Raw genomic sequence first — 12653 nt, 5'->3', positions numbered from 1 at the left:
TGAGGGGGTTTCATGGATTTCGGGTGCAGTCATGAGGACGAAGAGTTTCGCGGCGAGGCTCGTGCCTGGCTGACCAGCAATGCCAACACAGGTATGGACAGACGTACTTGGGAACGCACCCTCGGCGCGGCCAGCTGGATCGGGCTCGGTTGGCCGGAGGCGGGGTACGGCAACCGGACCGCCACGCTCACCCAGCAGGTCGTCTGGGCCGAGGAGTACGCACGGTCGGCCGCGCCCCCGCGTTCCGGGCACATCGGGGAGAACCTGCTCGCCCCCACCCTCCTCGCCCACGGCACCGAGGAGCAGAAGTCCCGCTTCCTGCCGCCGGTCGCGGCCGGTGAGGAGCTGTGGTGCCAGGGATACAGCGAGCCCGGTGCGGGGTCGGACCTGGCCGGAGTGCGGACGGCGGCCGTGCGGGAGGGGGACCGCTACCGGGTCAGCGGGCAGAAGATCTGGACCTCGCTCGCCCATGAGGCCGACTGGTGCTTCGTGCTGGCCCGTACCGACCCGGAGTCCAGGCGCCACCACGGCCTCAGCTTTCTGCTCGTCCCCATGGACCAGCCCGGCCGCATCGAGGTCCGCCCCATCCGGCAGATGACCGGCACCGGCGACTTCAACGAGGTCTTCTTCGACGGGGCGCACGCGCGCGTGGAGCACGTCGTGGGAGGGGAGGGGCGGGGCTGGCCGGTGGCCATGAGCCTGCTCGGGTTCGAGCGCGGGGTGTCCACCCTCGCCCAGCAGATCGGGTTCGCCGAGGAGTTGGCCCGGGTCGTGCGGACGGCCGTGGAGACGGGAGCGGCGGCGGACCCCGTCGTGCGGTCGCGGCTCGTGCGGCAGTGGGCCGAGCTGTGGACCATGCGCCGGCACGCCCTGCGCACTCTCGGCGGTTCGGCCGACCCCGGGGCGCCCAGCGTGGCCAAGCTGCTGTGGGCCGGCTGGCACCAGCGGCTCGGCGAACTGGCGATGCAGGTCAGGGGGGCGACGGCCACCGTCGGCCCGATGGACTGGTCGCCCTCGGCGCCGTACGAACTCGGTGACGACCAGCACCTGTTCCTCTTCTCCCGGGCCGACACCATCTACGGCGGCTCGGACCAGGTCCAGCGCACGATCATCGCCGAGCGCGTGCTCGGTCTGCCCAGAGAGCCCAAGGGGGCCGTGTGATGCGTGGAGTGGTGTTCGACGGCAAGCAGGTGCAGGTGGTCGACGATCTCGCGGTACGCGAGCCGGGACCCGGTGAGGTGCTGGTGGCCGTCGCGGCGGCCGGGCTGTGCCACAGCGACCTGTCCGTGGTGGACGGCACCATCCCCTTCCCGGTGCCGGTGGTGCTGGGGCACGAGGGCGCCGGGGTCGTGGAAGCGGTCGGCGCGGGCGTCAGCCATGTCGCGCCCGGCGACCATGTGGCGCTGTCCACGCTCGCCAACTGCGGCACGTGCGCGGAGTGCGACCGGGGCCGGCCGACGATGTGCCGGCAGGCCATCGGGCGCCCGGGGAAGCCGTTCACCCGGGGCGGAGCGGGCCTGGTCCACCAGTTCGCCGCCAACTCGGCCTTCGCCGAGCGCACGGTCGTCAAGGCCGTACAGGCGGTGCGGATCCCGAAGGACGTCCCGCTGGAGTCGGCCGCGCTGATCGGGTGCGGGGTGCTCACGGGCGTCGGCGCGGTGCTCAACCGGGCCCGGGTGGACCGCGGGGACAGCGTCGTCGTCATCGGGACCGGCGGGATCGGGCTGAACGTGCTGCAGGGCGCCCGGCTCGCGGGGGCGCTCAGGATCGTCGCCGTGGACGCCAACCCGGCCAAGGAGGAGACCGCCCGGCAGTTCGGCGCGACCGACTTCCTGACCTCGGCGGAGGGGGTGAGGGACATTCTGCCCATGGGTGCCGACCACGTCTTCGAGTGCGTGGGACGGGTGGAGCTGATCCGGCAGGCGATCGACCTCCTCGACCGGCACGGCCAGGCCGTCCTGCTGGGCGTGCCTCCGGCCGCCGCCGAGGCGTCCTTCCTCGTCTCCTCCCTCTACCTGGACAAGTCCGTCCTGGGCTGCCGCTACGGCTCCTCGCGCCCCCAGCGGGACATCGCCCTGTACACCGAGCTGTACCGCCAAGGCCGCCTGCTGCTCGACGAGTTGGTGACGGCGGTCTACCCGGTGGAGGACTTCGCCAAGGCCCGCGCGGACGCGGAGGCGGGGCGGGTGGCGCGGGCGGTGCTCACGTTCTGACCGCGGTCCGGAAGGTCCGCCGGTACGCCGTCGGTGTCACCCCGAGCGCCTGCTGGAGGTGCTGGCGCATGGACTGGGCGGTGCCGAAGCCCGCCTCGCGGGCCACCTGGTCGATGGACAGGTCGGTGGTCTCCAGCAGATGGCGGGCGCGTTCGACGCGCCGCTGGGTGAGCCACTGCCCCGGGCTGATACCGGCCTCCTCGCGGAAGCGGCGGGTGAAGGTGCGGACCGACATGGCCTCCCGCTCGGCCATGTCCCGCAGCTGGATGGGCTCGTGCAGGCGGCCCAGCGCCCAGGCGCGGGCGGTGGTCGTGGTCGACAACTGGGGGTCGGGGACCGGGCGTTCGATGTACTGGGCCTGGCCGCCGTCGCGGTGCGGCGGTACGACCGTGCGCCGGGCCACGTCGTTGGCGACCGCCGTACCGAAATCGCTGCGGACCATGTGCAGGCACAGGTCGATCCCGGCGGCCACCCCGGCCGAGGTGAGCACGTCGCCGTCGTCGACGAACAGGACGTCCGCGTCCAGCCTGACCCGCGGGAACATGCGCTGGAAACGCTCGGCGTCGGCCCAGTGCGTGGTGGCCGGGCGGCCGTCGAGGTATCCGGCGGCGGCGAGGACGTAGACGCCGGTGCAGATGGAGGCGAGCCGGGTGCCGGGGCGGATGCGGGCGAGGGCGGCGGCCAGCTCGTCGGTGAGGCGGCCCTCCTCGAAGACCGGGCCGAGCTCGTACGACGCCGGGACGATCACCGTGTCGGCGCCGGCCAGCGCCTCCGGGCCGTTCGGGACGTGCACGGCGAAGTCCGCGTCGGTCTCGACCGGGCCGGGCGGCCGTACCGAGCAGGTCACGACCTCGTACAGATGCCGGCCGTGCTCGTCCCTGGGGCGGCCGAAGATGCGGTGCGGGATGCCCAGCTCGAAGGGCAGCAGCCCGTCGAGGGCGAGGACGGCGATCCGGTGCGGACGGAACCCGTCGGCGGGGGCGGCGCTGTCGCGATCGGCACTCATGGCCCGATCCTAGCGAATGCTGTCCCTCGGGCCACTCGTTGTGCGCACATGAAAAAAGCACGCTGTACGACGTGACTCAGACAAGCCCCGCCGCAGCCCCCGTCCAGGCCGCCCCGCCCGCCCGGCGCCGCCGTGTGCACCGGGCGTGGTTCGTCGCCGCCGTCACCTTCGTCACGATCATCGGCGCGGCCGCCTTCCGCTCCCTGCCCGGCCTGCTCATCGACCCGCTGCACCAGGAGTTCGGCTGGTCGCGCGGCACGATCGGTGCGGCCGTCTCCATCAACCTCGCGCTCTACGGCCTCACCGCCCCCTTCGCCGCCGCGCTGATGGACCGCTTCGGCATCCGCCGGGTGGTCGCCGTCGCGCTGACCGTGATCGCGGTCGGCTCGGGCCTGACCGTGTGGATGACGGCGGCCTGGCAGCTGTGGCTGTGCTGGGGCCTGCTGGTCGGCCTCGGCTCCGGCTCGATGGCCCTCGCGTTCGCCGCGACGGTCACCAACCGGTGGTTCACCCAGCGGCGCGGACTGGTCAGCGGCATCCTCACCGCCGCGTCCGCCTCCGGCCAGCTGATCTTCCTGCCGGTGCTGTCCTGGCTGACCGAGCACCACGGCTGGCGCCCGGCCGCCGTGACGGTCGCCCTGGCCGCGCTCGCCGTCGTCCCCTTCGTGTGGATCCTGCTGCGCGACCACCCGGCGGACGTGGGCATGGCGCCGTACGGCGCCCAGGAGTTCGTACCCAAGCCGGCGCCGGTCACCGGCGCCGCCCGCCGCACCCTGAAGGTCCTCTCCACCTCCGTCCGCACTGGCACCTTCTGGCTGCTCGCCGGCACCTTCGCGATCTGCGGCGCCTCCACCAACGGCCTGATCCAGACCCACTTCGTGCCCGCCGAGCACGACCACGGGATGCCGGTCACCACGGCGGCCTCGCTGCTCGCGGTCGTCGGCGTGTTCGACGTGGCCGGCACGATCGCCTCCGGCTGGTTCACCGACCGCTTCGAACCGCGCCGCCTGCTCGCCGTCTACTACGCCCTGCGCGGCCTCTCGCTCCTCTTCCTCCCCATGCTGCTGGGCCCGGCGGTCCATCCCCCGATGCTCTTCTTCATCGTCTTCTACGGCCTGGACTGGGTGGCCACCGTCCCGCCGACCCTCGCCCTGTGCCGCGAGAACTACGGCGAGGACAGCGCCATCGTCTTCGGCTGGGTACTCGCCTCCCACCAGGTCGGCGCGGCCCTCGTCGCCTACCTCGGCGGCCTCGCCCGCGACGTCTTCGGCACCTACGACCTCGTCTGGTACGCCTCCGGCACACTGTGCGCGGCGGCGGCCCTGATGTCCCTGGTGATCCGCCGGCCGGCTCCTTCGGTTCCGGTGGTCGCCGTGTCCTGAAGGCGTGCCGGGCCTCAGGTGTCGAGCCTGGCGAACCGCCCCCGGTGGAAGAGCAGTGGCTCGCTCGGATCCGCCGCGCCCAGAGCGTTCACCCGGCCCACGACGATCAGGTGGTCGCCCCCGGTGTGTACGGCGTGGACGGTGCAGTCGATCCAGGCGGCGGTGCCGGTCAGCCGGGGGGAGCCGGAGACGGGTGCCGCGTCGTAGGACACCCCCGCGAACTTGTCCGCGCCGCTCACCGCGAAGGCCCGGCACAGTGCGTCCTGGCCGGCGCTGAGGACGTTGACGCAGAAGGCGCCCGCGCGGGCGATCCGGGGCCAGGTGGCCGACGTACGGCCCACCATGAAGCAGACCAGGGGCGGTTCGAGGGAGAGGGAGGCGAAGGACTGGCAGGCGAAGCCCGCGGGCGAGCCCGACGCGTCGGCGGCCGGTGCCGTGATCACGGTCACGCCGCTCGCGAAGCTCCCCAGCACCCGCCGGAACTCGCCCGGCTCCACCGGCGCCCGCTCGTCCTCGCGCACGCACCGCAACTCCGGCCGCGGCAACGGCTCCACGGGCCTGCGCCCCAGATACCGGACGGCGGCGGCCGCCGCCCCTGCGTGTCCCATCACGCCGTCCATTGAAGCTGACGGACCGTCAGATGGGAAGTCCGGCGACGGGCCGTCTGCAGGTGATCCCTAAGCTGCGGTCATGGGGTGGGGTAAGAAACAGGAAAGACTCGGCGATGCCGGCGCGAGCCGGTCGTCCGGTGACCTGAACGCAGCCGCGGCGTTGAGTGCCGCGCAGCTTCCGGCGGTGGCGGCGCTGGTATGGGTCCAGAGCTTCAGCCGTGACGACTACGGCGTCGGGATCGGCGGGGCCCCGGCCGCGGTCGGCTTCCTCTGCATGCTCCTGTTCGCGCCGCTGATACTGCCGTTCCTGGGCTTGGTGCAGGCGGCTGTCCTCACCCTGCCGTCGGTCTGTCTCGCCCGCGGGCTGCCCGGCCCGGGCCCGCTCCGGCATCTGCTGGCACCGCTGGTCCCGGCCGCGTGCTGGGGGCTGCTCACGGCACTGCTCTGGCACTGGCCGCTCACGACGACCGTCCCGGTCCTCACGGCCCTCGGCCTGCTGCCCACACTCGGCGTGCCGTATGTGCGCCGGCGTGCCTGGCGGTGGTGGGGTCCGTGGTGGCGTGCCGCGATCGGCTCGGCCGTCCTCTTCGTCCTGGCTCTCGGCGGCGGGATCGCGGCCTCCGTGACCGGCCTGATCCCGCAGTACGAGCCGCCCGAGCTGACCCCCGCCCAGCTCGTCGGAGTCTGGCGGGGCGACCACGGCGCAGAACTGCGTCTCGGCTCCGACGGCCGGGCCACCGCCCGCAGACTGCCCACCGAACCCGCGGACAGCGACTGGGCGGCCCCGGACTACGAGGACTTCGTGGTGTGCGCGGGTTCCGGTACCTGGGAGCCCGATGCCGACCCGCCCGACGCCGGCCGGCCCGGCATCGTTCTGCACCTCGGCACCGACTGCGGCCTCGACACCCGCTGGTCCTTCAGCGGCACCGAGGCCGACCCCAAGCTCTTCGTCCTGTTCGGCGACCCGGACGCCGGCACCCTGCGGACCCTGGACCGCGCCGGGGACTGACCCTCACCGCCCCCGGAACTCCGCCCCCCGGCGCTCCGCGAACGCCCGCAGCCCCTCCCGGGCGTCCTCGGTCGTCATGTTGAGCTCCTGGGCCCAGGCCTCCGCGGCGAAGGCGGTGGCCCGGTCCGATTCCAGGGAGGCGTTCACCAGGTGCTTGGTCAGGGCCAGCGACCGGGTGGGGCCGGATGCCAGGCGGGTCGCCCACTCGCGGGCCGTCTTCGCCAGGTCCGCGTCGGGCACGACCCGGTTGACCAGGCCCAGGCGCTGCGCGTCCGCCGCCGGCACCGCGTCGCCGAAGAACATCAGCTCCTTCGCCCGGTGGGGGCCCAGCAGGCGGGGCAGCAGGTACGCGCCGCCGGCGTCCGGTACCAGCCCCCGCCGTACGAACACCTCGATGAAGCGGGCCGACTCGGCGGCCAGGACCAGGTCGCAGGCGAACGCCAGGTGCGCGCCGAGACCCGCCGCCGTACCGTTCACGGCGGCGATCACCGGCTTCTCGCAGTCCAGGACGGCCGCGATCAGGCGTTGGGCGCCCTGGCGCAGGACCCTGGCCACATCGCCGGGCAGCCGGACACCGCCACCGGAGCCGCCCCTCAGGTCCGCGCCCGCGCAGAAGCCCCGCCCCCTGCCGGTCAGCACCACCGCCCGGACCTCCGGGTCGGCCGACGCCTGCGCGAGCACGTCGATCAGCCGGTCCCGGAGCGCCGGCGTGAGGGCGTTGAGGGACTCGGGACGGTTCAGGGTGAGGTGGGCGACCCGTTCGCTGCGCTCGGTCTCCAGCTCGCTCATCGGCACACCACCAGCGCGTCCAGCGCCACCGCGCCCTGCCCCCGGGGCAGCACCAGCAGCGGGTTGATGTCCAGCTCCGAGACGAACTCGCCCAGTTCGAGCGCCATGCGCTGGACCCGCAGGATCACCTCCACCAGCGCCTCCCGGTCGGCCGGCGGGCGGCCCCGGACCCCGTCCAGCAGGGCCCGGCCACGCAGTTCGCCGACCATGGCGCGGGCCTGGTCCTCGCCGAACGGCGGGACGCGGACCGCCGCGTCGTGCAGGACCTCCACCAGGACCCCGCCGAGGCCCACCGTCACCGTCGGCCCGAACAGGTCGTCGTGGGTCATACCGAGGACCATCTCCACGCCCTGCTCGACCATCTGGCACACCAGGATCCCGTCCAGCGGGACACCCTCGTACCGGGCGATGTCGGTCAGCTCGCGGTAGGCGTCCCGGACCTGACTGGCGGAGGTCAGCCCGATCTTCACCAGGCCCAGTTCGGTCTTGTGGGCGATCCGGGCGCCGGAGGCCTTCATCACCACCGGGTAGCCGACCTGGGCCGCCGCCCGTACGGCCGCCGCCGCACTGGTCACCAGCTGCTCGCGCGGCACCCGGATGCCGTACGCGCGCAGCAGCTGCTTGGCCCCGTGCTCGCTGAGCTGCTGACCGGGCCGCATCAGGGCCTCGGCCTTGCGGAAGGAGGGGGAGGGGATGCGTGGGGCCTCGTCGAAGGGGGAGCGGTAGTCGCTCACGAAGGCGTGGTGGTCCAGCCAGGCGCGGACGGCCTTCAGGCAGTTGCCCAGCGTGCGGAAGGTCGCCACCCGGGAGGAGCCGAGCAGCACCTCGCGGTACGCCGCCTCCGTGCCCACCGGCGAGCCCCACACCACGCACACCAACTTGTCCGTCTGCTCGGCCGCCTCGACCAGGTCCGCCACGAGCCTGTCGCTGAGCGGCGGGAAGGGGCCCGTGATCGGGCAGATCAGGACCCCGATCGACGGGTCGGCGAGGATCGCGTCGATGATCTTCCGGCCGCGCCGGTCGCCCACCGGGTGCCCGCCGTTGTCCACCGGGTTGGCCACGCTCAGGTACTCCGGTATCCACTGGTGCAGCTCGGCCTGCCTGGCCTCGGACAGCCGGGGGAGGCGGAGTCCGGCCGCGGTGGCGAGGTCGGCCGCGTGCGCGCCGGTGCCGCCGGAGATCGAGTACAGCGCGACCCCGTCCGCCAGCGGCGCCCGCGCCCGCGCCAACAGGGCGGCGGTGTCCTGGAGTTCGTCCAGACCGTCCACCCGTACGACCCCGAACTGGCGCATCGCCGCGTCCACCACGTCGTCGGCGCCCGTGAGCTTGCCGGTGTGCGAGGCGGCCGTACGGGCGCCGGCCTCGGTGCGGCCCACCTTCACCGCGACCACCGGCACCCCGCGGCGGGCGGCGCGGTCGGCGGCCAGCAGAAAGGCGCGGCCGTCCTTCAGGCCCTCCACGTAGGCGGCGATGGCGCCGACCTCGGGCTGCTCGGCGAACCAGGACAGGAAGTCGGCGGTCTCCAGGTCGGCCTCGTTGCCGGTGGGCGCCCAGTGGGAGAGGCGGATGCCCAGCTCCTGGAGCGAGAAGACCGGGCGGCCCTGGTGGCCGGACTGGGTGATCAGGGCGATCGCCGGGCCGGTCAGGTCCTCGCGGAAGTGCTCGAAGGCGTTGAGGTTGGTGTTCGGCCCGAGGAGCCGGATCCCCGAGCGGCGTACGGCGTCCGCGAGCCGTTCCTGCGCCTCGGCGCCGGCCTCGCCCGTCTCGGCGAAACCGGAGGCGAACGCGACGGCGAACTTCACCTTGGCGTCGGCCAGTTCCCCGATCACCGGCAGCGGGTCGGCCACCAGCAGGACGGCCAGGTCGACCTGCCCGGGCGGCAGTTCGGCGACGGAGGCGGCGCAGGGGATGCCGAAGACCGAGGGTCGGGTCGGATGCACCGGATGCACCTGCGCCCCGACCCGCTCGGCCCAGGCCAGCAGCTGCCGGGTGATCCCGGTGTTCGGGCGCCCCTCCGTGTCCGAGGCGCCGATCACGGCGACCGACTCGGGCCGGAAGAAGCGGCTCAGGTCCGGCACGTCCGCGTACAGCGGCCGCCCGCTGACGTCCAGGTCGTCGACCCGGTCGTGGACGACGGGTCCGGGCCGCTGCTCGCCGCACGCGATGACCCGGGCCCGGCGGGAGTCGGTGGTGAGGGTGCCGTGGGTTGATCCAAGCATCGGTCCGCCCCGCTCCTGTGAGACAGCACAAGTAAACTGACGCACTGTCAGATTACTGAACTGACGCAATGTCAGGAACGGGTCGGACCCGCAAAGTTACCGACGGGTGCGCAGGTGCCTCGCCGCCGCCTTCGCGATCCTCCCGGCGTCGAGCGCCAGCTCCCGGAGCATCCCGCTGATCGGGTTGGTGAACCCGGTGAAGAACAGGCCGGGCGCCTGCGCCGGGGCACGGCCGCCGTGCACGACCGGCTTCCCGCGCCCGTCCAGCACCCCGAGATGCCCGACCAGGCCCTCCAGCGCCCGCGTGTACCCGGTCGCCGCGATCACGGTGTCCGGCTCGATCCGGCTGCCGTCGGCGAGGACGACCTTGCCGGGGTTCCCGTCCTCGAAGGACTCGACGGCGGCCGTGATCTCCACCTGCCCCGTGCGCACGGCGTCGATCAGGCCGACGTCCTGCACCGGGACGGCCCCCTGCATGACCCTGCTGTACATCCCGGTGTCCGGGCGCGGCAGCCCGTGGGCCGACAGGTCCGGCACGCCGAGCCGGGCCATCTGCTTGGCCAGCCGGTCCACCAGCGCGACCGGAAGCCGCCGTACCAGCACGCCCGAGTACTGCGCGGGCCAGCCGAGCGTCGTACGGCGCACGATGTGCGGGACGGTGCGCACCGCCAGCCGCACCCGCGCCGCCCCGCCCTCCACCAGGTCCACGGCGATCTCGGCGCCGGTGTTGCCGACGCCGACGACCAGGACGTCCCGGCCCGCGTACGGCGCGGCGTCGCGGTAGGCGCCGGCGTGCAGGAACTCCCCGCCGTACGCCGAGAGGCCCGGCCAGTCGGGGATGCGCGGGGTGTGGTTGTAGCCGGTGGCGACGACCACCGCGCTGCCGGTCAGCTCGCGGCCGCCGGAGGCGTGCAGCAGCCAGCCGGTGTCGTCCCCGGTCCGCTCGACGCGGAAGACCTCCACGCCGGTGACGATCTCCAGCTCGTGGTGCTCGGCGTACTTCTCCAGATAGCGCACCACGTTGTCGCGGGACACCCAGCGCCCGAACTTCCGGGGGATCTTCAGGCCGGGCAGCGCGGACAGCCGTCGGGTGGTGTGCAGGTGCAGACGGTCGTAGTGGCCGCGCCAGGACGCGCCCACGTGGTCGGACCGCTCCAGCACCACGGCCCGTATGCCCCGTGCCCGCAGTGCGTACGCGGCGGCCAGGCCGCCCGGACCGGCGCCGATGACGTACACCGGGCGGTCGGCGGGTGTGGCGGAGAGCTGCACGGGAGCGGAACGGGAGTCGGCCATGTTCGGGAGCGTAATCACGCACCCGGTTGATGGGTCTCGGTCAAGACCGGAATTGGTTGCGGATTGATCACGGGTGTAGGAGGAGTGGGTGGGACCGGTGACGTAGGGCGCTTGGTTGTGGCGGTACGGCGATCGATCCCCGCCCCGCGTGCTGAGTCCGGGCCTTGTGCCCTGTCACCTTCGCGATCCAGGTGATGAAGTCGCTTCACGTGGGCGATTCAGGGTGGACTCACAGGTGGGCTTTGCCGGTGATCTGACGTACCGTCAGATAACATGGACTCGATATGGCTCGGCGGTGCGGAGTGGCTGGCGGTGCTGCGGATCGGCCTCGGTGTGTGGTGGCTGGAGAGCTGGCGGCACAAGGACAAGAAGGCCTGGTTCCAACGGGGCAGCGGAATCGCGTGGGCGGCGGAGATCGCGGAGAAGCACCGCTGGACGCCGGTGCGGACCGGGTTCGAGGCGGTCGTCGCACCGCACCCGAGGCTGATGGCGTACGTCGTCGCCTACGCCGAACTCTCCCTCGGCCTCGGCCTGATCCTCGGCCTTCTGACCCCGGTCGCGCTGCTCGGCGGACTGCTGCTCAACGCGATCTACTTCGTGCTGATGGTCCACGACTGGGCGGAACAGGGCCAGAACTCGATGATGGCGCTGATCTCGGTCGTCGGGTTCTTCGGAATGGCCTGGCAGACCTGGTCCATCGACGCGTGGCTGGGGTGGTTCTGATGGCCGCGGTGCGCCACGACCTTCCGGAGCCCGACGCCTTCACGCGCCCCTACTGGGAGGCGGCCGCGCGGGGCCGGCTGCTCGTCCGCCGGTGCGGGGCCTGCGGCCAGGCCCACCACTACCCGCGCGAGTTCTGCCCGCACTGCTGGAGCGAGGAGGTGACCTGGGAGGAGGCGAGCGGCCGGGCCGTGCTCTACACCTGGTCCACCGTCCACCGCAACGACCTGCCGCCCTTTTGCGACCGCACGCCGTACGCGGCCGCGGTGGTCGATCTGGCGGAGGGCCCGCGGATGATGACGCAGGTGGTGGAGTGCGCGGAGGCGGAACTGCGCGCCGGGCTGCCGCTGCGGGTGACGTTCGTGGAGGGGAAGCCGGTGTTCCGCCCGGCAGGCTGAGCCCCCGGGAAAACCGGTGTCTCGTACGGAAGTTGGCGCCGATCATGGGCCGTATGCGCCCTGACGACTGGTATCTCACCGAAGACCTGGACGAGTTCCTCTCCCGCGCCGGCGACTTCCTGCGCTCCCGGCCCGCCCTGCACACGGTCCCGCTGACGGTGACGGACGCTCTGCGCCGGCGCGGGCTGCACTTCTACAGCGCCGAGGCGCCGCTCTTCGGGGTCCTGGCCGACGACACCGTCCGCGCGACCGTGATCCACACGCCGCCCTTCCCCCTCCAGATCACCCGGCTCACCGCGCTGGAGGCCGACGCCCTGGCCGCCCGGCTCGCCGGCCTGGGGCACCCCGCGACCGGAATCTCCGGCCCGCGGGAGACGGCGGGGGCCTTCGCGGCGGCCTGGCAGCGGCACACCGGTGCGCCGGCCACGCTCGGCCTGCGGCAACGGCTCTACCGGCTGGGCGAGTTGACCGTACCGGAGCCGAGGCCGCAGGGCCGGGCGCGGATCGCGGGGCGCGAGGACCGCGAGTTGCTGAGCCGCTGGAAGGCCGAGTTCGACACGGACACCGGTCACGGCGTCGGCACGGACACCGCCGCGTGGGCCGACGCGCGGATCGCCGAGGGCGGCGCCACCCTCTGGGAGGAGGCCGACGGCACCCCGGTCTCCATGGTGGGGGCCACCCCGGAGATCGCCGGCCAGGTCCGCGTCGCCCCCGTCTACACCCCCGCCGACCTGCGCGGCCGCGGCTACGCGGGCGCGGCCACGGCGGAGGTGAGCCGGGCCGCGCGCGAGACCGGGGTCGCGCAGGTCCTCCTCTTCACCGACCTCGCCAATCCGACGAGCAACCGGCTGTACCAGCGGATCGGCTACCGACCGGTGGCGGACTTCGAGGTGTGGCGGTTCTCCGGCACGGCCCTGCGGGTCTGAAGCGAGCGGGAGAGAGGCATGCGGGCTGCCCTCGCCGCCTTTGGTGTCGCCTCGGTCGTCGGGCCGCACCCGCTGACCACGCTGCCC

12 protein-coding genes are annotated in these 12653 nt (G+C 73.2%); 7 read left to right on the top strand and 5 right to left on the bottom strand.

Going from position 1 to position 12653, the window contains the following annotated elements; translation table 11 throughout:
• The first annotated feature begins 12 nt into the window (after positions 1-12).
• Positions 13-1161, top strand: a complete 1149-nt coding sequence (locus SRB17_RS30120; protein ID WP_153543298.1) for an acyl-CoA dehydrogenase family protein — start codon at positions 13-15, stop codon at positions 1159-1161.
• Entirely contained in the window at positions 1161-2213 is a 1053-nt protein-coding gene (locus tag SRB17_RS30115) for a Zn-dependent alcohol dehydrogenase (protein ID WP_153543297.1), read from the top strand. The genes SRB17_RS30120 and SRB17_RS30115 overlap by 1 nt, the downstream gene beginning before the upstream one ends.
• On the opposite strand, the gene SRB17_RS30110 is transcribed toward SRB17_RS30115, so the two are convergent.
• Positions 2203-3219, bottom strand: a complete 1017-nt coding sequence (locus SRB17_RS30110) for a GlxA family transcriptional regulator (protein ID WP_153543296.1) — start codon at positions 3217-3219, stop codon at positions 2203-2205. The genes SRB17_RS30115 and SRB17_RS30110 overlap by 11 nt on opposite strands.
• Positions 3220-3290: 71 nt before the next feature.
• On the opposite strand from SRB17_RS30110, the gene SRB17_RS30105 reads away from it, so the two are divergent.
• Entirely contained in the window at positions 3291-4601 is a 1311-nt protein-coding gene (locus SRB17_RS30105) for an MFS transporter (protein WP_323376438.1), read from the top strand.
• A 14-nt stretch (positions 4602-4615) separates the two neighbouring features.
• Here the strand turns inward: SRB17_RS30105 and SRB17_RS30100 are convergent, their stop codons facing one another.
• The gene (locus tag SRB17_RS30100) at positions 4616-5209 is read right to left on the bottom strand and encodes a flavin reductase family protein (RefSeq protein ID WP_153543295.1); all 594 of its coding nucleotides are present in this window, start codon (positions 5207-5209) and stop codon (positions 4616-4618) included.
• An 82-nt stretch (positions 5210-5291) separates the two neighbouring features.
• On the opposite strand from SRB17_RS30100, the gene SRB17_RS30095 reads away from it, so the two are divergent.
• Positions 5292-6221, top strand: coding sequence for a hypothetical protein (locus SRB17_RS30095; RefSeq protein ID WP_153543294.1), 930 nt, complete (start codon positions 5292-5294; stop codon positions 6219-6221).
• Positions 6222-6224: 3 nt separating this feature from the next.
• Here the strand turns inward: SRB17_RS30095 and SRB17_RS30090 are convergent, their stop codons facing one another.
• From SRB17_RS30090 to SRB17_RS30080, 3 genes are all read right to left on the bottom strand, one after another.
• Entirely contained in the window at positions 6225-7010 is a 786-nt protein-coding gene (locus SRB17_RS30090; protein WP_153543293.1) for an enoyl-CoA hydratase/isomerase family protein, read from the bottom strand.
• Entirely contained in the window at positions 7007-9229 is a 2223-nt protein-coding gene (locus SRB17_RS30085) for an acetate--CoA ligase family protein (RefSeq protein WP_153543292.1), read from the bottom strand. Before SRB17_RS30085 ends, SRB17_RS30090 begins: the two co-directional genes overlap by 4 nt.
• Positions 9230-9325: 96 nt before the next feature.
• Complete coding sequence (locus SRB17_RS30080; RefSeq protein ID WP_153543291.1) at positions 9326-10522, bottom strand: flavin-containing monooxygenase; 1197 nt, start codon at positions 10520-10522, stop codon at positions 9326-9328.
• 273 nt (positions 10523-10795) lie between these two features.
• Here SRB17_RS30080 and SRB17_RS30075 point away from each other — a divergent pair, with 273 nt between their 5' ends.
• From SRB17_RS30075 to SRB17_RS30065, 3 genes are read left to right on the top strand one after another with little or no spacing between them, the layout of a single operon-like run.
• Complete coding sequence (locus SRB17_RS30075) at positions 10796-11245, top strand: DoxX family membrane protein (protein ID WP_153543290.1); 450 nt, start codon at positions 10796-10798, stop codon at positions 11243-11245.
• Entirely contained in the window at positions 11245-11640 is a 396-nt protein-coding gene (locus SRB17_RS30070) for a Zn-ribbon domain-containing OB-fold protein (RefSeq protein ID WP_153543289.1), read from the top strand. Before SRB17_RS30075 ends, SRB17_RS30070 begins: the two co-directional genes overlap by 1 nt.
• A 53-nt stretch (positions 11641-11693) precedes the next feature.
• Entirely contained in the window at positions 11694-12566 is an 873-nt protein-coding gene (locus SRB17_RS30065; protein WP_153543288.1) for a GNAT family N-acetyltransferase, read from the top strand.
• The last annotated feature ends 87 nt before the right edge of the window (positions 12567-12653 follow it).

This window comes from Streptomyces sp. RB17 (genome assembly GCF_009604455.1).
Classification (GTDB): domain Bacteria; phylum Actinomycetota; class Actinomycetes; order Streptomycetales; family Streptomycetaceae; genus Streptomyces.
Note: the sequence above shows the minus strand (reverse complement) of the source record. Positions and strands in the feature narration are given on the sequence as shown.